19 protein-coding genes are annotated in these 20,496 nt (G+C 65.5%); 4 read left to right on the top strand and 15 right to left on the bottom strand.

Translation table 11 applies throughout. The features are described 5' to 3' along the window. Positions 1–43: 43 nt before the first annotated feature. The 5 genes from ychF to groES all read right to left on the bottom strand — a co-directional run bounded on the left by ychF (position 44) and on the right by groES (position 5,988). Positions 44–1,120, bottom strand: a complete 1,077-nt coding sequence (gene ychF, locus QVN30_RS09690) for a redox-regulated ATPase YchF (protein WP_289836215.1) — start codon at positions 1,118–1,120, stop codon at positions 44–46. 144 nt (positions 1,121–1,264) lie between these two features. Further along, positions 1,265–2,530 carry a 4Fe-4S binding protein gene (locus tag QVN30_RS09685; RefSeq protein ID WP_289836214.1) on the bottom strand — a complete coding sequence of 422 codons (1,266 nt, stop codon included), beginning with the start codon at positions 2,528–2,530 and terminating at the stop codon, positions 1,265–1,267. A gap of 209 nt (positions 2,531–2,739) precedes the next feature. Further along, positions 2,740–3,771, bottom strand: a complete 1,032-nt coding sequence (locus QVN30_RS09680) for a YitT family protein (protein WP_079989019.1) — start codon at positions 3,769–3,771, stop codon at positions 2,740–2,742. Between the two features lie 240 nt (positions 3,772–4,011). Beyond that, positions 4,012–5,649, bottom strand: coding sequence for a chaperonin GroEL (groL, locus tag QVN30_RS09675; RefSeq protein WP_066829205.1), 1,638 nt, complete (start codon positions 5,647–5,649; stop codon positions 4,012–4,014). A gap of 51 nt (positions 5,650–5,700) precedes the next feature. Further along, on the bottom strand, positions 5,701–5,988 hold the full coding sequence (gene groES, locus QVN30_RS09670; RefSeq protein ID WP_066829208.1) for a co-chaperone GroES: 288 nt from the start codon (positions 5,986–5,988) through the stop codon (positions 5,701–5,703). Between the two features lie 234 nt (positions 5,989–6,222). Between groES and QVN30_RS09665 the strand changes: the two genes are divergently transcribed. After that, complete coding sequence (locus QVN30_RS09665; RefSeq protein ID WP_289836213.1) at positions 6,223–7,455, top strand: amidohydrolase; 1,233 nt, start codon at positions 6,223–6,225, stop codon at positions 7,453–7,455. An 82-nt stretch (positions 7,456–7,537) separates the two neighbouring features. Here QVN30_RS09665 and QVN30_RS09660 read toward each other — a convergent pair whose 3' ends face one another. The 10 genes from QVN30_RS09660 to QVN30_RS09615 all read right to left on the bottom strand — a co-directional run bounded on the left by QVN30_RS09660 (position 7,538) and on the right by QVN30_RS09615 (position 15,437). After that, positions 7,538–8,059: a DUF2752 domain-containing protein gene (locus QVN30_RS09660; RefSeq protein WP_289836212.1), complete on the bottom strand. Its 522-nt coding sequence runs from the start codon at positions 8,057–8,059 to the stop codon at positions 7,538–7,540. Continuing rightward, positions 8,056–8,742: a DUF4234 domain-containing protein gene (locus tag QVN30_RS09655; protein ID WP_289836211.1), complete on the bottom strand. Its 687-nt coding sequence runs from the start codon at positions 8,740–8,742 to the stop codon at positions 8,056–8,058. Before QVN30_RS09655 ends, QVN30_RS09660 begins: the two co-directional genes overlap by 4 nt. A 22-nt stretch (positions 8,743–8,764) precedes the next feature. Beyond that, positions 8,765–9,754 carry a DUF4013 domain-containing protein gene (locus tag QVN30_RS09650; RefSeq protein ID WP_289836210.1) on the bottom strand — a complete coding sequence of 330 codons (990 nt, stop codon included), beginning with the start codon at positions 9,752–9,754 and terminating at the stop codon, positions 8,765–8,767. A 471-nt stretch (positions 9,755–10,225) separates the two neighbouring features. Continuing rightward, complete coding sequence (locus QVN30_RS09645) at positions 10,226–11,095, bottom strand: MetQ/NlpA family ABC transporter substrate-binding protein (protein ID WP_289821448.1); 870 nt, start codon at positions 11,093–11,095, stop codon at positions 10,226–10,228. 45 nt (positions 11,096–11,140) lie between these two features. Then, a complete protein-coding gene (locus QVN30_RS09640; RefSeq protein WP_289836209.1) occupies positions 11,141–11,821 on the bottom strand; it encodes a methionine ABC transporter permease in 681 nt (226 codons plus the stop codon). Continuing rightward, positions 11,814–12,563, bottom strand: a complete 750-nt coding sequence (locus tag QVN30_RS09635; protein WP_289836208.1) for a methionine ABC transporter ATP-binding protein — start codon at positions 12,561–12,563, stop codon at positions 11,814–11,816. Before QVN30_RS09635 ends, QVN30_RS09640 begins: the two co-directional genes overlap by 8 nt. A 326-nt stretch (positions 12,564–12,889) precedes the next feature. Further along, complete coding sequence (locus tag QVN30_RS09630; RefSeq protein WP_435051639.1) at positions 12,890–13,423, bottom strand: Asp23/Gls24 family envelope stress response protein; 534 nt, start codon at positions 13,421–13,423, stop codon at positions 12,890–12,892. Positions 13,424–13,491: 68 nt separating this feature from the next. Continuing rightward, on the bottom strand, positions 13,492–13,878 hold the full coding sequence (locus QVN30_RS09625) for a DUF2273 domain-containing protein (protein WP_239283397.1): 387 nt from the start codon (positions 13,876–13,878) through the stop codon (positions 13,492–13,494). Position 13,879: 1 nt separating this feature from the next. Beyond that, entirely contained in the window at positions 13,880–14,416 is a 537-nt protein-coding gene (locus tag QVN30_RS09620) for a hypothetical protein (RefSeq protein ID WP_289827781.1), read from the bottom strand. Positions 14,417–14,630: 214 nt separating this feature from the next. Next, complete coding sequence (locus QVN30_RS09615; protein ID WP_066829240.1) at positions 14,631–15,437, bottom strand: YebC/PmpR family DNA-binding transcriptional regulator; 807 nt, start codon at positions 15,435–15,437, stop codon at positions 14,631–14,633. Positions 15,438–16,162: 725 nt separating this feature from the next. Here QVN30_RS09615 and QVN30_RS09610 point away from each other — a divergent pair. From QVN30_RS09610 to QVN30_RS09600, 3 genes are all read left to right on the top strand, one after another. Then, complete coding sequence (locus QVN30_RS09610) at positions 16,163–19,084, top strand: cation-translocating P-type ATPase (RefSeq protein ID WP_204538662.1); 2,922 nt, start codon at positions 16,163–16,165, stop codon at positions 19,082–19,084. Between the two features lie 78 nt (positions 19,085–19,162). Beyond that, positions 19,163–19,816: a potassium channel family protein gene (locus QVN30_RS09605; RefSeq protein WP_289836207.1), complete on the top strand. Its 654-nt coding sequence runs from the start codon at positions 19,163–19,165 to the stop codon at positions 19,814–19,816. An 8-nt stretch (positions 19,817–19,824) separates the two neighbouring features. After that, entirely contained in the window at positions 19,825–20,484 is a 660-nt protein-coding gene (locus QVN30_RS09600; protein ID WP_087201164.1) for a potassium channel family protein, read from the top strand. The last annotated feature ends 12 nt before the right edge of the window (positions 20,485–20,496 follow it).

Genomic DNA, 20,496 nt, shown 5'->3' with positions numbered 1-20,496 from the left:
GGATGACACCGCAGCCGAGCGCGCGGGCGCGACAGGGCGCGCGCTACACGTTGAAGCGGAAATGCACCACGTCGCCGTCGGCCATGACGTATTCCTTGCCTTCCATGCGGAGGCGCCCAGCGGCCTTGGCTCCCTGCTCGCCACCGAGCTCGATGTAGTCGTCGTAGGAAATGACCTCGGCCTTGATGAAGCCGCGCTCGAAGTCGGAGTGGATCACGCCGGCGGCCTGGGGCGCGGTGGCACCGATGCGCACCGTCCACGCCTTGACCTCCATCTCGCCCGCCGTGAAGAACGACTGCAGGCCGAGCAGGCGATAGGCCGCCTGCGCGAGCACTTCCAGACCGGGGCGCTCGAGGCCCAGCGTCTCGAGGTACTCGGCGGCCTCCTCGGGATCGAGCTCGGAGAGCTCGGCCTCGACCTTTGCGCAGATCGGGATGGGAACCACCCCGTCGATCGGCTCCAGCTCCTCACCGAGCATGTCCTCGTCGACGTTGGCCACATACAGGATCGGCTTCATGGTAAGCAGGAACAGACCCTTGGCGGCAGCGCGCTCCTCGTCGGTCATGTCCAGCGTCGCGGCGCGGTTGCCCTCGTTCAGCCACTCGACCAGGCGCTTGGCCACGTCCAGCTTCGGCATGAGGTCGTGGTCGCGCTTGGCCTCCTTCTCCAGCTTGGGCAGCTGCTTCTCGAGCGTCTGGATGTCGGCGAGGATGAGCTCGGTCATGATGGTGTCGGCGTCACCCGCCGGGTCGACGAAGTCGCCCACGCGGCCGACCTCGCGCATGACGTTGGGATCCTTGAAGTAGCGCACGACCTCGCAGATGGCGTCGGTCTCGCGGATGTTGGCCAAAAACTGGTTGCCGAGGCCCTCGCCCTCGTTGGCGCCCTTCACCAGGCCGGCGATGTCGACGAACTCAACCGTCGCGGGGACGATGCGGCCGGGGTGCACGATATCGGCGAGCTTCTGGAGACGGTCATCGGGCACGTCCACGATGCCGACGTTGGGGTCGATAGTGGCAAAGGGATAGTTGGCGGCCAGACCGCCCTTCTTGGTCAGCGCGGTGAACAGCGTCGACTTGCCGACGTTGGGCAGACCGACGATTCCGATAGACAGGGCCACGGTGTACCTTCTCTCAAACGAAAGCGCCCCGCCGGCAAGCAGCAGGGCGCCTGAACCTTCCGGAGTATCATACTAGCGCAACGTCGCACGGTACAAGGGCGCAGCGGTCAAGTCCCCATCCATGCGCGACACGGGCGCGCTGGGTCAGTCGGCCATCTTCTCCACCGAGTCAAGGACCTTGGTCAGGGTCTTCTTTGCCTGAGCCTTGGTCTTCTCGACCTCGGCATGGGTCTTGGCCGCCTCCGCCGCACGGCGCTCGGACTCGGGATCGGGAACGACCAGATCGCTCGCATCGTGCTGCACCATCGTAAGCGCGTGCTCCTCGCACACCTCCGCGCACAGCCCGCAGCCGACGCAAAACGTCGGCTCGACGGTGAAGCGGCCGGCACCGACCAGGTCGGTCGCGTGCGTGGGGCAGATGCGAACGCACTCGCCGCACAGCGTGCACTTGGAGAAATCGCACTCGGGCGTGCTCACCTGGATGTTCTGGGCGAGCTCAGGATGCTCCTGCAGGGTGGACAGCACGAGCTGACGCCCCTGCGTCAGCACGCGGCGACGCTTGGCGGTCGTGGTGCCGCAGGCCTCCTTGAGCGCCTTTTCGAGCGCGGAGATCTTTTTCGTATGGTCGCGCAGGCGCTGCGCCACCGACGTCACGGCGGCCGTGGCGGGGTTCAGCTTGCTCACCGCGAGGCCCGTGGTCTTCATGATGTTGTCCATGAACTCCTTGCGCTCATACTCGCGACGCTTCTCGCACTTGAGGCGCTTGGGATCGACCTCCAGCCCGAGGCCTGTGCCCGCCCACTCCTCGGCGGTGGCGATGGCGTCGCCCAAGATCTCCTCACCCGTCGTGTTCTTGCAGTTCGTGCAGATGTCGAGCGGCAGGTACACGCTCACGTTGGGATAGTCAGCCATGATCGAGAACCACACCTCGGGCTTGACGTCCCCGATGCAGGCGACGACCACCTCATTCTCACGCGGGACGCGGCGCAGGGCGCGCGTGCACGTCACGTACGCCGTCTTGTAGGCGGCCGCGGCGCCGGCGATGGCGTCGTACAGGCGCTTGGGCTGCAGGCGCTTCGCGGAGATGGCCTCTGTGGGGCACACCGACGTGCACAGGCCGCACTTGCGGCACATGTCCTTGATGTCGATGCTGAACTCCTCGATATCGATCGCGTTCACCGGACACGCGTCGATGCACGCGCGGCAGCTGCTCTTCTCGTAATTGCACAGCAGGCACGGGATCGAGTTGCCGCGCGGCTTCTCCTTGTAGTCAGCCGGGTTCCACTGGGGTGCCTCCTGCTCCCCCGTCCCCATGATGGCGTCGGTGACGCCGCCGAGCGGATTTTTCAGGGCGCTGATGCCCTTGCTGATATCGATAATGTCATCGAACAGATCGTGCTGCTCTGCCATGCGAATCTCCCCTGTGCTCTGCAGATGGGCCCTCGGGCCACAGTACACAATTGCCTCATTGTACCGTGCCCGACGGCCTTGCGACCGATAAGGGAACAACTCCATGTCGAAGATGCCCCGCGAGGCAGACGCGGCATACGCGAGGGGCGCCCCGCTCGCTCGTCTCGAACGGGGCGCCCCTGAACGGAAGGCCATCGCTATCGCGGCACCTAATCCACCGGGCCGCGATAGAACCTGCCGAAGAAGTCCTCCGAGCGGAACACGTTGATCACCGCGTGGTCGTCATGCGCTCGCACGAGCGCGACGATCTCGCCCACCTCGTAGGACGACACGACCGTCTCGATGATCCAATACGTCTTGCGGCTGTAGCCTCCGATCACCTCGAAGCACGAGGAGCCGTGGCGGAACTTCTCCGTGTACGCCTCGAGAACCTCGTCGGGCTTCTTGGTGGTGATGCGCAGGGTCATACGGTCGTAACGGTGGTAGAACGTCTCGATGGTCTTGGTCGAGATGAACTGGAAGATGATCGAGAACGCCGCCGAGGTCCAACCGAACAGGTATCCGAAGATGAGCAGCATGACGCAGTTGCCCGCAAAGATGAATCCCCAGATGGACTTGCCCGTCTTGTTGGACACCATGAGCGAGATGAAGTCGGTGCCCGCCGTGGACGCGCCGCCGCGCAGGGCAATCGCGATGGCGAGGCCGTAGATAAAGCCGCCGAACACCACGAGCAGGACCGGCTCGCGCAGCATGGGGTCGAAGTCCATGAAGCGCAGAAGCGTCGAGGACAGGAATACCTGGATCATCGAGAAGACGACGAAGCGCTTGCTGATGCTTTTCCAGCACAGGATGGCGACGGGGATGTTGAAGACGATCATGCCGAGCGACGTGGGGAAGCTGAACCCGAACATCGAGGTGATGCGGTCGACCAGGATCGCCAGGCCCGTGAAGCCGCTTGAAAGCAGGCCGGCCGGCTGCACGAACACCTGGATGGCATAGGCCTGCAGAAATGCGGAGACGATCACGAAGCACAGCGTGATGACGCGGCGGACGATCGCGCGGCGCCTCAGGCTCTTCAGACGCTCGAGCTCCTTTTTGGCGTCGACGACAACGGGGGCGTTCCCGATGCGCTTTTTGCCCTGGCGCATCTCGCGCTCGTGGGCGCGGTCCTTGATGCGCGCGCGGGCGTCCGCATCGCGCACGTAGGTGCCGCCGTCGGACCTATCCCAATCCTCAGCCATCTCTACCCTCCGGCAAGACAAGACAAAGCTGGTCACTTCCGCCGCACCATGATAGCCGAAAGCCCCCGGCAGGCACCGGAAGACCGCCGACCGACCCCTATTTCCGCCAAGCGGCACATGCCCGCACCATCTGGGAAAGCAAGATGTGGTGCCGCGCAGGCAGTCGCGCGCCGCGACGCAAAAAAGGGCCCCGGGTAAACCCGGGGCCCCATCGACTGATATGCTCAAGCCAGATTGGGCTTAGTACATACCGCCGCCCTGCGCGTTGGCGGTAGCGGCAGCGATAGCATCCTCAAGCTGCGTGTTCTTCGGCACGTCGGTGACGGTGGCCTCGGTGATGAGGATCAGGCTGGCGACAGAGGCGGCGTTCTGCAGGGTGGTGCGGGTAACCTTGACGGGGTCGAGCACGCCCATCTCGATCATGTTGCCCCACTCGCCGCTCGCGGAGTTCAGGCCCTCGCCCGCAGGCAGAGAAGCGACCTTGTCGACGACGACAGCGCCCTCGTAGCCGGCGTTCTTGGCGATGGTGGCGACAGGAGCGGTCAGCGCCTTCTTGATGATGTCGATGCCGATCTGCTCCTCGGGGTCGGAGATCTCGATGCCCTCGAGCGCCGGGATGGCGTCCATGAAGGCCACGCCGCCGCCGGCGACGATGCCCTCCTCGACAGCAGCGCGGGTCGCCTGCAGGGCGTCCTCGACGCGGTGCTTGATCTCCTTGAGCTCGGTCTCGGTGGCAGCACCGACCTTGATGACGGCGACGCCGCCGGAGAGCTTGGCCAGACGCTCCTGGAGCTTCTCGCGGTCGAACTCGGAGTCGGTGTGCTCCAGCTCGCCCTTGATCTGGGCGACGCGGTTGGCGATGGCCTCCTTGGTGCCGGCGCCACCGACGATGGTGGTGTTGTCCTTGGAGACGGTGACGGACTTGGCGGTACCGAGCATGTCGGCGGTGATGTCGGCGATCTTGATGCCGAGCTCGTCGAGCGCGGCCTGGCCGCCGGTCAGGCAGGCGATGTCCTCGAGCATGCGCTTACGACGGTCGCCGTAGCCGGGGGCCTTGACGGCGCAGACGTTGAGGGCGCCGCGGATCTTGTTGAGCACGAGGGTCGGCAGGGCCTCGCCGTCGATGTCCTCGGCGATGATCAGCAGGCTCTTGCCGGCGCGGGAGACGGCCTCGAGCACGGGCATGATGTCCTGGACGTTGGAGATCTTCTGATCGGTGATGAGGATGTAGGGATCCTTGAGGCTGGCCTCCATGCGATCGTTGTCGGTCACGAAGTACGCGGAGACGTAGCCCTTGTCGAACTGCATGCCCTCGACGGTGTCGATGGTGATGTCGAAGGTCTGGCCGTCCTCGACGGTGATGACGCCGTCCTTGCCCACGACGTCCATGGCGTCGGAGATCTTGGCGCCGACCTCGGGGTCGCCGGCGGAGATGGTGCCGACAGACGCAATCTGCTCCTTGGTCTCGACCGGCTGGGCCTGCTTCTTCATCTCGGCGACGACGGCGTTGACGGCCTTGTCGATGCCGCGACGGATGGCCAGCGGGTTTGCGCCGGCGGCGACGTTGCGCAGACCGTCGTTCACGATGGCCTGGGCGAGCAGGGTCGCGGTGGTGGTGCCGTCACCCACGGTGTCGTTGGTCTTGGTGGCAACCTCCTTCACCAGCTGGGCGCCCATGTTCTCGATGTTGTCCTCGAGCTCGATCTCCTTGGCGACGGAAACGCCGTCGTTGGTGATGGTCGGAGCGCCGTAGGAGCGCTGCAGGGCGACGTAGCGGCCCTTGGGGCCCATGGTGACGGTGACGGCGTCAGCCAGCGTGTTGACACCCTTGGCGAGCTTGGCGCGCGCGGTGGTGTCGAACGTAATATTCTTAGCCATGTTCTATTCCTCCAAGTGAAGATTCAAATGAGAAAGCGAATGCGACTCGTGCTACTCGACCACAGCGTAGATGTCGTCGGCACGCATGAGGAGGTAGTCCTCGCCGTCGACCTTGATCTCGTTGCCGCCGAACTTGCCGTAGATGACCTTGTCGCCGACCTTGACGTCCATCGGCACGCGCTCGCCCTTGTCGTTGAGCTTGCCGGCGCCCACGGCGATGATCTCGCCGCGCTGCGGCTTCTCCTGCGCGTTGCTTGCGATGTACAGACCAGAGGCGGTCTTCTGCTCAGCTGCATCCGGCTTGATAAGAACGCGGTCTCCAAGCGGCTTCAGGCTCATGCTGATTCCTCCTTAGTGCGCTGGCGAGCTCTTTTGCCCAGCTCGTACCAGCCTTGCCTTACGTACGCCATGAATAATACCCACCTGACCCGACTTATACAACGCAAAGTCAAAAAATCTTAAGTATCGGCACTTAGATTTCTTCAGTGCTCAGACATGCGGTTGCATAATCACGGCTTTTCGCCGCGTTCGGCATATACTGGTGCCAACCCGCGCCCACGAAAGGACCGAAGCATGGAAACGCACGCCGCGCATACGCCCGAACAGATCACGAGCACCATCCAAAGCCTTGCCGCCCAGATCGAGCCCTATGTCATCGAGCAGAGGCGGTATTTCCACGCCCACCCCGAGCTCAGCCTGCAGGAGTTCCAGACCACCGAGGCAATCGCCCGCGAGCTCGACGCCATGGGTATCCCCTACACACGTCCGCTCGATACGGGGCTCGTGGCGACCCTTGCGGGCACGGCGCCCGACGCCTACGCGGCAGACGGCACCCCGCGCCGGCGCATCCTGCTGCGCGCCGACATCGACGCCCTGCCCGTCACCGAGCGCACCGGAGAGGAGTTCGCGAGCGTGAACGACGGCGTCATGCATGCCTGCGGCCACGACTGCCACATCGCGATGATGCTCGGCGCCCTGCGCATCCTGAGCACCATGACCGACGACGTCCACGGCGAGATCCGCGTCGTCTTCCAGCCGTCGGAGGAAAACGGCTCCGGCGCCAAGTTGATGATCGGGGCGGGCGCCTGCGACGGGGTGGACGGCGCCTTCGCCATGCATATCTGGAGCGAGGTCGACGCGGGCACCATCAGCTGCGAGCCGGGCCCGCGCATGGCGAACACCGACTGGTTCCGCATCGACATCGAGGGCACGTCGTGCCACGGCGCCATGCCCCAGCGCGGAGCCGACGCCATCATCGCCGCGGCGGAGATCGTGAACGCGGTCCAGACGATCGTCAGCCGCGACCTCAACCCCTACGAGCCGGCGGTGGTCACCATCGGGGAGATCCACGGCGGTACGGCGCGCAACGTCATCGCCGGGTCCGCATACCTGACGGGCACGGTGCGCACCTACAGCGACGCCGCCCATGACCTCATGCCCGGCCTGATCGAGCGCATCTGCACGCACACGGCGATGGCGCTCGGCGCCGAGGCGAGGCTCACCGACTACACCATCGCCAACTACAAGGTCGAAAACGACGACGAGGCGAGCGCGCGGTGCCGCGAGGCCGTGACCAAGGTGCTCGGCCGGGCGGGCATCGGATCGTATCGCGGAACGCTCTCGGGCGAGGACTTCTCCGAGTACCTGCGCCGCGTGCCCGGCGTGCTCGCGTTCGTGGGAACCCGCAACCCCCAGATCGGCGCCACGTGGGCGCAGCATTCCTGCTATTACAAGGTCGACGAATCGGTCCTGGTGCAAGGCAGCATGCTCGCCGCGCAATACGCCCTCGACTTCCTCGCGGAATAGCCGGCAGGGCGCCCGAAGCGGCGCCCTGCCCAGGATGCAAAGAACCGCGCCCGAGCGCCCGGCGGATCGATACCCATCCCCCTCACCCCAGCCAACGCGGGGAAGACAGGAAGACGACATCCGCCTCCGCCCCGGACGGCGACACCCCGGAAAAGAGCAGGCCGGCGTCGCAGGGGTCGGCCAGGCGCACGAGCCAGACCGCCAAAAACGCGCACGCGATCAAAGCAAGAAGCGCCACGCAGGCGCGCCATGCCGCCCGCAGCAACGCATGCCGAGCGCACCGGGCGCCCCCGGTCGCGACGAGCATCGAGGCCAGCGCGCCTTGCGCCGCCGCCAGAAGGCCCGCGATCGGAACCATCCAGAACAGCGGATGGTATGCGAGCGCGCAAGCGACGTCACCGCTCAGAAACGCGAGGTATGCCCTCGTCATGCCGCAGCCCGGGCAGGGGACGCCCGTCGCGAAGCGAAAGACGCAGCCGATGCCGGAGACCGTCAACGCGCCCACGGCCAGAACGGCCGCCCCGCACGCGGAAAGGGCCCGGCGGCACGCATCCGCGCCGCCGGGCCCGCGCATGTCGGCCAACCGTCTGACAACGCCCATCATGATTGATAGACGACGCCCGCCCGCGCGTTATACGCGGCGGCGAGCGCATTCGCGTTCTTCACGATGATGCTCATCGCGACGATGGGCCCCGCGCAGCACAGCAGGCATCCGGCGTAGTTCCACACCAGCAGGGTCGTCCCGTTCTCCTTGAACGAAAGGCCGTAGCGCGGGGCGTTTCTCTGCAGGCGGTTGCCGATCTTGTAGTACCACCAGGCCGTATACAGGCCGCCGGTCAGAAGCGACAGGACGATGAACACGGCCATGCCCGGCGTCTCCTCGCGATCGCCTCCGCACGTGATATTGGTGTCCTCAGCGATCTCGTGGAGCGCGATGTACCAGTAGACGCCGCACGTCACGATATTGAGCAGCAGGACCATCAGGGTGCTGCGTCTATCGTTCAGGGCCCGAGCGCTACCCATGGGTGCGGGAGGCGCGAACCCTCCCGAGGCAGCATATCCTTCCGCACCCCCGGAAAACGGAGCTCCCCCATAGCCTTGCTGCTGATACCCCTGCTGGGAGGGCGACTGCTGGTAGGGCTGGCTGTACGCTTGTCCCGCCTCACCCTGGTACGGCGCGATGTCCGTCGTGCCCGCCTGGGCCTGCGGGGTGGTCGCCGGCATGCCGCACACCGGGCAGTACGCGGAATCTTCAGGTACGGGAGAGCCGCAATTCGGACAGATCATGAGCGTTTCCTTTCCACGTGGTTCAGATTCTCAGCGTCGTGGCGAACCGATGCGTGAAGGGCAGCACGCAGTCGTGCTCGGCCTCGTCCTTCCAAGACGGGGCGAAGCGCTGCGCCCAGTACCCGACGGCCCGGTATCGGACGATCGAGCCGCACGAGACGCAAAACGCCGCGAGGCCGACGAGTGCCGCCAAGACGACGTTGGCGCCAAAGCCGCCGATGGGGTCGAACAGGCCCGTCCCCACCATGCCGAACGGAAGCACGTCGAGGGCATCCGATACGAGCGACAACGCCAGATTGCCCACCATGACCGCCGCGATGGCGGCCAGACCGGGGACCACGGACGCGCAGAACAGCTTCCCCGGTTCCTTGCGGAAGACGGCGAGCACCCCCGCGAGCGAGAACGCGGATTCGAGCCTTCCGGTCACCACCAGATGCATCGTCATCGCGTCGGTGAACATGGTGAGCACCACCGCCAAGCCGATGGCGAGGACATGGAGTGCGATCGAGATGACCCCTGCTATCAGCGAAACAACCGTCCCGAGTACCGAGAACCCCACGCCGTAGGAGTCCCAAAGCAACGTCGCCCCCAAGCCGATGCCCAGAAAGCTCAGCGCCCAGGCGATCAGACCGGGGATGGCGCTCACCACCACCGCGACAAGGTGCAGCGCCCCGCCGAAAAAGCCGAGCGACAGCAATGAGGTGCGCGCGACGGGGGCATCGGCGTCAAAGCCGTGCGGCGCGGAGAGCTCGCGCCCCCAAGCCACCCCGTAGCCGCCGCAGCACAGAAGCAAGACGGCGGAGCATGCGAGTCCCACCGGGCCGATGACGGTCCCGGCCACCGGCAGCGAGGAAGCGAGAACCGAGGCGGCGGCGACCGCGGTGGGAAACAGCGCGCTCCGAACGATGCGGCGCAGGCGGCAGGCGCCGCCCACCGCGTCGTCGATCGCCTGGGCAAGACAGCCCTTCGCGCGAGAGGCGGGTGCCGCCGCCGAGCAGTTCCACCCGGGCATCGACGTCGCCTGCGCCCCGTATCCGCCGGCGAATGCGGCTGACGGGCCTTGCGGGGATGCGCCTCGATTCCGCCCCGCAGGGCCCGGCGGCGGCACCGTATGCTCGTTACATCCCCCGTTCGCATCAGCCGCGACGTTGCCCGATCCGCACACGGGGCAAAACCTGTTGCCGTCCGCCACGTACGATCCGCATGCGTTGCACCTCATACCGGTCCCCTTTCGTCTCGTCGGTTCCGCATGTAGGTGCTCAGTATATGTTCTGATTATTTAATTTTGTGTACTATTGCTATTTTGCAGCTAACATCGCGTTTCTTAACGATATCCGACAAACATCCGACACCCATGCAAGCCGGGGACGTGCCTCCCGCGTGCATTTTTGCACGCGGGAGGCACGTCCCCGGCTTGCATGCAAAAGCCCCGGCGGCAGGTCCTGCCGCCGGGGCTTGTCGGATTCACGAATAGGCAGATGGCCTAGAACGCCGCCTGGACGGAGTCGCCGAACGTGTCGGCCAGGTACTCCTTGAACTCATCGGTCGTCAGCACGTCGACCAGCGCCTTGATGCGCTCGTCGTCCTCAAGCTCGGGCCTCGTCACGATGACGTTGGCGTACTCGTTCTTGATGACGTCGGAGTCGGCGCTCTCCTGGGCCACGGCGTCCGCCAGCGTCAGGCCGGCGTCGATGGCGTAGTTGCCGTTGATGACCGCGAAGTCCACGTCAGCGAGCGTGGAGGGCAGCATGGCGGCCTCCTGCTCGAGAATCTCGACGTTGTGCGGATTGTCCACGATGTCGTTGGGCGTCGCGGTGATGCCGGCGGACTCGGAGAGCGTGATGACGCCGTGCTCCTGCAGAAGCAGCAGCGCGCGGCCCTCGTTGGTGGCGTCGTTGGGAACCGAGATGGTCGCGCCATCAGCGATGTTGGCGAGGTCGTCCGACTTGCCGGCGAACACGCCCATCGGCTCGAAGTGGATCTTGCCCACGTTCACCAGGTCGGTGCCGTTCTCCTCGTTGTAATTGTTGAGGTAGTTGATGTGCTGGAAGTAGTTGCAATCGATCTCACCGGCGGACACGTCCTGGTTGGGAAGGATGTAGTCGGTGTACTCCTTCACCTCGAGCGCGATGCCCTGCTCGGCGAGCTTGTCGGCAGCGAAGTCGTTCAGGATCTCGGCGTGCGGGCTCGGGCTCGCGGCGACGGTCAGCGTCTGCGAGCCGCCCTCGGCAGAAGAGCCGCCGGCGGCCGACGTGTCTCCGGAGGTGCCGCACGCGGCCAGAGATCCGACGCCGACGACAGCTGCCGCGGCGGCGATCAGGGAACGACGGGAGAGAGCGATGTTGTTCAACATGGTAAATACCTTTCTTGATTGAGATTGTTGGAGAAGCGGTCGTCGCTAGACGCCGCGGTGGTCGACCTTGCGCGCGGCGATGTCGCACACGCCCTGGATGACCTGCACGATCACCACGAGGATGATGACGGCGACGATCATGACCTCGTCGACGCGACGGTAGTATCCGTAGCGCACGGCGATGTCGCCCAGGCCGCCCGCGCCGATGGCGCCGGCCATGGCGGTGTAGCCCAGCACGGAGATGAGCACGACGGCGACGCCGCGCACGATGGAGGGCAGGGCCTCGGGCAAAAGCGCCGAGAACACGATGCGCGCCGTGCTCGCCCCGCACGCCTCGACAGCCTCGACGGACTCACGCGGCACCTCGGCGAGCGACTGCTCGATCATGCGCGCGATAAAGGGCGACGCGGACAGCACAAGCGGCGGGATGGTGCCCAGGATGCCCGACCCCGTACCCATGATGAGGCGCGTGAACGGGATGATGAACACCATGAGCACGATGAAGGGGAACGAGCGCAGGATGTTGACGACCCAGCCCAGCACCGCGTTGAGCGCGGGCGCGGGGCGCAAGGAGCCCGGAGCGGTGAGATAGAGCACCACGCCGAGCGCGATGCCGATGATATATGAGATCAGCGTGGGCACGAGCACCATGACGATCGTGCTTCCCGTGCCCTCGACAAGGAGCTCGCCGTACTCGGCGATGAAGGCGTTCGCGGCATCAAGCATCCCAATCAACCCTTTCGAGCAGCACCTTCGCGGCCTGGGAGGTGGGGTTGGCGAACACGTCGGCCACGCTCCCCTTCTCGACCACGCGGCCGTGCTCCAACACGACGACATTACGGCAGATCTTCTCGACGACGCTCATCGCATGCGTGATGACGATGACCGTGACGCCCGTTTTACGGTTGATCTCGCGCAGCAGCTTCAAAATCGTGTTGGTGCTCGCCGGGTCCAGCGCGCTGGTGGCCTCGTCGCACAGGATGTACTCGGGGTCGCACGCGAGCGCGCGGGCGATGGCGACGCGCTGCTGCTGGCCACCGGACAGCTGCGAGGGGTAGGACGGCGCCTTCTCGCGCAGGCCGACCATGTCGAGCAGGTCGAGGGCATACGCGCGGTTCTCGGCCGTCACCTTGCCCGTCGCGGCGAGGAACGGGAAGCACACGTTGTCGAGCACGGTCTTTTGGGACAGCAGGCCGAAGTTCTGGAAGATCATGGCCACGCGGCGGCGATAGCTGCGAAGCTCCGCGCCGGACAGGCTCGTCACGTCCTGCCCGTCGACGACGATCTGGCCCGACGAGGGGCGCTCCAACAGATTGATGCAGCGCACGAGCGTGGACTTGCCGGCACCGCTCATGCCGATGATGCCCATGATGTCGCCGTCGGCGATATCGATGTTGATGTCATCGAGAGCATGCGCGACGCCCGAGGCGCCGTCGAACTCTTTGCACAGATGATTGATTTGAATCACGAGAAAAACTCCGCCCGATGATGGTTCGCGAACTGAGGCGGGTCGTCTTCTGCCAAAGACGACCTAATGAAGGCGCCCGGTCTCCCCATGCCGGCGGGTTGCGCGCGGCATAGCAAAGTGCCCGGGCGAGGGCATCATCATAACCATCATCATATGTGCGGCATTCGTAAACATGTAAACTACAGTAACAGGGCTACATGTCCGATGCAAGCGCGAAACGACTGTGAAACAAGAGGGCGTGACAGCGAGATAGAGCAGCCGGCACCCCGGGACGGATCGCCGCCCCGGGGTGCCGGCTGCTCTATCTCGCTGTCACGCGCGCGGCGCTACTCCGCCGCGGCCTCCTGGGCGCGCTTGTGGCTCGCCGCGTACTCCTCGCGGGTCATGACGTCCTCGATGCGCAGGTTGATGCCCGCCACCTCGAGCCCCGTCATGGCGGCCAGGCGCTCGGTGACGCGCTCCTTGACGTCCTCGAAGATCGCGGGCGCGTACGCGCCGTACTCGATGATGACCGAGATGTTCACGATCACGCGGTTGTCGTCGGTGACCTCGACGGACACGCCCTTCGTCAGGTTCTCGGCGCCCAGCGTCTCCTGCACGAAGTGCATGAGGTTGCCCTTCATGCCGAGCACGTGGGCGGCCTCGCGCGTGGCGATGGCGACGATCTTCTCGATCACGCCGTTGGAGTAGGTCAGCGAATCCTCGGAATCGAGCTCGTCGTCGAACTCCCCGTCGTCGGCCATATCTTCGTCCGCCTGCTCCTGCGCATCGGCGACGACGACGCCCGCCGTCTCGGCAGCGTCGATCTCGGCCGCCTCCGGCTCACCCGTCTCCACAGCAACCTTGAGCTCGTCGGTCATGGGTGCTCCCCTTTCTGCTTGCGCGGCCGCGCCGCGATCCTGCTACGTTCCGTACGCAAAAGGCAGGCTTAGCGCTTTCCGCCGAACAGCCTGCTGAAGAAGTTGACGATGCCGTTGTCGCCGTCGCGGATCTGGCCCAGCGTGGCGCCCACGCCGGCGAAGATGGCGATGACGATAGTCGACCACAGTCCGATCGTCAGGATGAGGACGGCGAGCACGAACCCGATGAAGCCGTACAGCACCGTGTAATGGTGCGTGTCGGCGTATGCCCACAGCGATGCGCCCAGCCCCTTGATGAACCCAACGGCCTGGTCGCCGAGGGCGCTTCGCGCGTGCGCAGCCTGCTCGGATGATGCATCGGATGCCGGCGCCGCCTGATCGTCGGCCATCGGCTCCTGCTCGATCGTCAGCTTGGGCGCCGCCTTCTTGGCGCCGGAGTGTACGGTATCGCTCACGCTAGACCTCCTTGGTCACGATCGTGGTCTTGCTCGGCAAAAAGCGGATGCGGGCGACGACGCCGGGCGTGCCGAGCAGCGCCTCGCATGCGGTCTCGACACGGCGCTGCATGCGCCGGGCCAACGCGTCGAGCCCCTGGTCGGTAAAGGCGATGACCTCGACGGTCAAACGGACCTCGTCGCGGCCCTTTCCGGCAACGCGTCCCTCGACCGACTCGATGAGCACGTCGTCCTCGCCCGGCGCGGCGCGGCGCGCGGCCGAGGCCAGGGCGGTGAGGCTCACCTCGATATCGGGATTGCCCGCCGGATGCACGCAGGTGATCTCGGGCCGCTCGGCGAGCGTCATGATCGCGACGACCAGGATCCCGAGGCCCGCGATCGCCGCGCACGCGAGCGACGCGACATGTCCCGCGGGCGTGTCGAGCACGCGGTCGATGTGGCCCAACGGCACACCGGCGCGCTCGGCGGCGAACACGCCGCACACCACGATGCCGGCCATGAGGAACAGGACCGCAAGGACCTTCCTGAACGCGCGCATGCGCCAGCCCCCTTCCGAGAGATCGAACGTGAGAACAGCTTAGCAGACGACAAACGCCTCGTGCGATCCGAGTTGCGCCGAGGCGCGCAGCCGTCCCGCTCGTTTTCGTATACCCGAAGGCGCGCTTCCGCCGCGCTCGATCGCAGAATACGCAAAAGCCGGGCCGCGATGCGCGGACCCGGCTTTCATCATCCACGACGTGGACGAGCGTGCGCTACTCCTCCTCGAGGGCGGCGACGACCTCGTCGGTCATGTTCATGGTGTGGTAGACGTCCTGGACGTCGTCGAGCTCCTCGAGACGGTCGACGAGGCGCTGGACCTTCTTGGCGTCGGTGGGTGTGACATCGGTCGGGGTGGTCGGAACCATGGTGAGCTCAGAGCCCTTGACCTCGATGCCCTGCTCCTCGAGACCCTTGGAGACGGCCATGAGGTCGCCCGGGGCGGTCCACACGACCCACTCCTCGCCGGCGTCCTCGTAGTCGTCGCCACCGGCCTCGGCGACGGCCATCATGAACTCCTCCTCGTCGCCCGCGGCGCCGTTGGCCATCATGTTCTCTTTCTTATCGTTGGGATCGACGATCTCCTTGGCGACGATGACCTGGCCCTTGCGCTCGAACTGGAAGGCGACCGAGCCGCTGGTGCCGAGGTTGCCGCCCGCGTGGCTGAACGCGGAGCGGACGTCGGCGGCGGTGCGGTTGCGGTTGTCGGTCAGGCACTCGACGTAGACGGCGACACCCGCGGGACCGTAGCCCTCGTAGACGATGTTCTCGTACACGGCGGCGTCGGCGCCGGTGCCGAACGCCTTGTCGATAGCGCTCTTGATCTTGTCCTTGGGCATGGACTGAGCCTTGGCCTTGGCGACAGCGGCGGCAAGGGAGGCGTTGTTATCGGGATTGGGGTCGTTGCCCAGGCGGGCGGCGACGGTGATGTTACGGGAAAGCTTGGAGAAGAGCGCGGAGCGCTTAGCGTCCTGCGCGCCCTTGCGGTGCTTGGTGGTGGCCCACTTAGAATGTCCGGACATGCGAGACTCCTTCGTACTTACGCGAGCCGGCGACGCGCGGTGCGCAGGGCCGACCTTTAGAAACACACGGACGGTATGATATACCGAATGGCGGACGCGAAAAAGCCCCCATGCCCATGGCCACGCAATGAGCACGCAAGCACATGCACATCGGGGACGCACCTCCCGCATGCAAACTCGGGGACGTACCTTCGGCGTGCACTTTTGCAAATCGGGGACGTACCTTCAGCTTGCACTCTTGCGCTGAGGGAGACGGCTCCGTAAAAACCGCTTCGAAGAGGATGCTGGCTCCTGCCGGCTTTTTTCACGGTCGAAAACTGCTACACGGCCTCTTCCGATGGCCCCTCACCCGTTTTAGGGGATCGCGCATCATTTTGAGAGGGCCCCTCCTCCGGAATCCGCCGCGAACATACAAGCGGATACGGCGAAGGCGTGTCCCCCTCGTGCAAAAGTGCAAGCGGAAGGTACGTCCCCGAGTTTGCATAAGTGCAAGCGGAAGGTACGTCCCCGATTTGCATTTTGAACGTGAGCTTTGCGGTCTCATTTTTGCCCTGCTATATGGTAAAACGTTGCTTACAAAATTTTGAAAAAAGACCCTTGCATCTCGCTGGGCACATGGATATGATGCAGTGCCATCCACAGGGGCATGCGCGAGCCCCCGTGGCCCTAGTTTTTGTTTTTCTCGCCAAAAGCACCAGCTTTTGACCGTGGGAAGGATGGGGATTATGGGAACGCAGAACCCCGCGTCGCCGCAGGAAGCGGCAGGCACGGATTCGGGCCCGCACCTAGAGCCCGGACGTGCACACCGAGCCGGAGACGATTCCGGCAATCTCATTGAGACAATCAGAACATCGACGATCGACCAGACGCTCGCCATGCTCGGCGTCGGCGCCGGCGGCCTCCCGTCCACGGAGGCGACGGCACGCCAGCAGCGCTACGGCAAGAATCTGATCGAATCCGGCAAGAAACGCTCGCCCATCATCGCGTTTCTGTCCAACTTCACCCACCTCATGGCCATATTGCTGTGGGTGGCGGGCATCATCGCGTTCATCGCGGGCCTGCCCGAGCTGGGCGTTGCCGTATGGCTCGTCAACATCATCAACGGCGTCTTCAGCTTCTGGCAGGAATATCGCGCAAGCCAGGCGACCGAAGCGCTCAAGAAGATGCTGCCCGCCTACACCAACGTCATCCGCGACGGGCAGGAGCAGAAGGTGCTCGCGGAGGACCTCGTCCCCGGCGACATCATGCTTCTAGCGGAAGGCGACAAGATCTCGGCCGACGCCCGCGTGATCGCGAGCTCGGATCTGCAGGTGAACCAATCCACGTTGAACGGCGAGTCCAACCCTTCGCGCAAAACCTCGGACGCCGTCCTCGAGGAAGGGCTCTCCGCAGCCGAGATCCCCAACCTCGTCTTTGCCGGCACGAGCGTGTCGGAGGGCAACGGCCGCGCCGTGGTGATCCGCATCGGCATGGACACCGAGTTCGGCAAGATCGCGAACCTGACCCAGAACATGGAGGACGCCGAGAGCCCGCTGCAGCGCGACCTCGACCGCCTCACCAAGCAGGTCACCGTCTTCGCCATGTGCATGGGCATCATCTTCTTCTCCCTCTCCATGTTCGTCGTGCATGAACCCTTCGCGCAGTCGTTCATCTTCGCGCTCGGCATGGTCGTCGCCTTCATCCCGGAGGGCCTGCTGCCCACCGTGACGCTGTCGCTCGCCATGGCGGTGCAGCGCATGAGCCGCCGCAACGCCCTCGTCAAGAAGCTCAGCTCCGTCGAGGCGCTGGGCTCCACAAGCGTCATCTGCACGGACAAGACCGGCACGCTCACCCAAAACGAGATGACGGTCAACCACCTGTGGACCGCGTCGCGCGAGTACGAGATCACCGGCGTGGGCTATGCGCCCGAAGGCGCCATCGAAGCGGGCGGAACGACGTATCGCGCCGTCGACGACCCCGATCTGGAGCTTTTGCTGGAAGGCGGGCTTCTGTGCGGCAACGCGCGCCTGCACGCCCCCGAAGAGGAGGGCAAGCGCTACGAGGTCTACGGGGACCCGACCGAGGCCTGCCTGATCGTGTCCGCCCAGAAGGGCGGCATCGACCCCGCTGAGCTGGAGAGCCGCATGCCGCGCGTGAAGGAGCTGCCCTTCGAGAGCCGCCGCAAGCGCATGACGACCGTCCACAGCCTGGAGGACCCCGTCGACGGGGCGACGCGCATCGCCTTCACGAAGGGCGCCCCCAACGAGGTCGTGCGCCTGGCGGACAAGATCCGCGTGGACGGGCGCGTCGTGCCCATGACCGACGAGCTGCGCGCCCGCATCATGGACGCCAACGACTCCTACGCCGCCGACGGCCTGCGCGTGCTCGCCGTGGCCTATCGTCCCCTCGGCGCCGAGGCGGAGCGCCAGGGCGTGCCCGCGTCCATGAGCGCCTACACGCCCGAGACCATCGAGTGCCACCTCACCTTCGTGGGCCTCGAGGTCATGATGGACCCGCCGCGCCCCGAGGTCGCCGCGGCCGTCGCCGAGTGCCGTCGCGCCGGCATCCGCATCGTCATGATCACCGGCGACTACGGCCTGACCGCCGCGAGCATCGCCCGGCGCATCGGCATCGTCGACGGGGGCGACCTGTCGGTCATCTCGGGCTTCGAGCTCTCGAAGATGAGCGACGACGAGCTGAAGGAAAAGCTCGCCGGACAGGTGGTCTTCGCCCGCATGGCGCCCGAGCAGAAGCTTCGCGTCGTCACCGCCCTGCAGGAGATGGGCGAGATCGTGGCCGTCACCGGCGACGGCGTGAACGATGCGCCGGCGCTCAAGAAGGCCGACATCGGCGTCGCCATGGGCGTGGCCGGCACGGACGTGGCCAAGGAGGCTGCGGACATGATCCTGACCGACGACAACTTCGCCTCGATCGTGGCCGCCATCGAGGAGGGTCGCGCGGTGTACAGCAACATCCGCAAGTTCCTCCTCTATATCTTGAACTCCAACGCGCCCGAGGCCGTGCCGAACGCCGTGTACCTGCTGTCTGGCGGCGCCGTGCCCCTGCCGCTGACCACCATGCAGATCCTGACCATCGACCTGGGCACCGATATGCTGCCCGCGCTGGGTCTTGGCACCGAGCCCCCCGAGGGCACCGTCATGGACCAGCCCCCGCGCGACCCCAACGAGCGCCTGCTCAACCCGCGCGTGCTCGTGAAGGCCTTCCTGTGGTACGGCCTCATGGGGTCAATCGCGGCGATGATCGGCTACTTCCTGGTCAACATCCTGAACGGCTGGCCCGCCGTGCCGCTCGCCGGCATCGGCAACGACGCCGACCCGGTCTACATCCAGGCGACGACCATGACGCTCGCGGGCATCGTGTTCGCCCAGATCGGCCAGGTCATGAACTGCCGCACCGAGAAGACCTCGGTGTTCAAGATTGGGCTGCTCGCCAACCGCCAGATCGTCATCGGCATCGTGTTCGAGGTCGCCCTCATCGTGTTTTTGACGGTGTTCCCGCCGCTCCAGAGCGTGTTCCATACCGCTCCGCTCGCTTGGCAGGACTATGTCTTCCTCTGCTGCATCCCGCCGGTGGTCATCGCCATCGAGGAGGCGCGCAAGGCCTGGCTTCGCCGCCGCGACGCCCGGCGCGCCGCGCGGCAGGCGTAGAGGCGCACCCCGGGTTTTCGGGATTACCCTTATGCAACGCGGGGAGCCGCGCTCCCCGTCTTTTGAAAGGTGATGAAGATGAACGTGATCGTTGTAGGAGTCGGGTTTCTGGGCTCCGGCCTGGCCGAGCGCCTGTCTCGCCAGGGCTTCGAGGTGACCGTCGTCGACCGCGACCGGGCGGCACTCGACGCGCTCAGCCCCTCGTTTACCGGCAAGAAGGTCTGCGGCGTGGGCTTCGACCGCAGCGTGCTCGAGGAGGCCGGCATCATGCGCGCGAGCGCGCTGGTCTCGTGCATGGGCTCCGACGAGGCCAATATCGTGGTCGCCCATGTGGCGCGCAGCATGTTCCGCGTGCCCCGCGTCATCGCGCGCCTGCACGACCTGTCCAAGGCCGAGACCTACCGCAGGCTCGATATCCAGACCATCTCCCCGAACGACTGGGGCATCTCGCGCATCTGCGAGCTGCTGACCTACCAGCAGCTCGACGGCGTCTACGACATCGGCTCGGGCGACGTGCGCCTGGTGCGCGCGGACATCCCGGCGCTGCTCGACGGCTCCACCGTCCGCGAGCTCACCGCCATAGGCGAGGTCCAGATCGTCGGCATCTCGCGCAACAACGAGACATTCATACCGACCCAAGGCACCGTGCTCGCCAACGGCGACATCATCTACGCCGCCGTCACGTCCTCGGCGAGCCGCAAGTTCAAGCAGATGCTCGGCATCGGAGAGTAGGCGATACTATGCAGATCATCATTGCGGGCGGCGGAAAGATCGGCGCCCACCTGGCATCGCAGCTGTGCGCCGACGGCGAGACCGTCACGATCATCGAGCAGCGCGCCGAGGCGGTGGAGCGCCTGCGCCGCTCCTGCCCCGATTGCACCATCATCGAGCAGAGCGCCTCGAACCCGCGCACGCTCGAGCGCGCCGGCGTGCACATGGCCGACGTCGTCGCCGCGGTCACCGGCCAAGACGAGGTCAACCTCGTGGTCTCCATGCTGGCCAAGATGGAGTTCTCGGTGCCGCGCGTCGTCGCGCGCGTCAACGACCCGGCAAACGCCTGGATGTTCACGCCGGTCAACGGCGTGGATGTCGGGGTGAACCAGGCCGAGATCATCACCCGCTTCATTCGCGAGGGCATGAGCCTGCGCGACATGCTCACCCTGATGAAGCTCGGCCGCGACGAGCACAGCATCGTGCAGACCACGGTCAAGCCCGGCTCGAAGGTGGAGGGCATGCCGCTTTCCCAGATCACCTTCCCCGATCAGACGATCGTGGTCGCCGTCGACCATGGCGGCGACCTGATCGTGCCGAACGGGCGCACCGTCCTGCGCGCGGGCGACGAGACCGTGCTGTTCTGCAGCCGCGAAGGGCGCGACGAGATCCGACGCATGTTCGCGTAGCGTAGCCACTGG

The organism is Collinsella ihumii, assembly GCF_030385545.1.
Lineage (GTDB): Bacteria > Actinomycetota > Coriobacteriia > Coriobacteriales > Coriobacteriaceae > Collinsella > Collinsella ihumii.
This window is presented reverse-complemented; position numbering and strand designations above follow the sequence as displayed.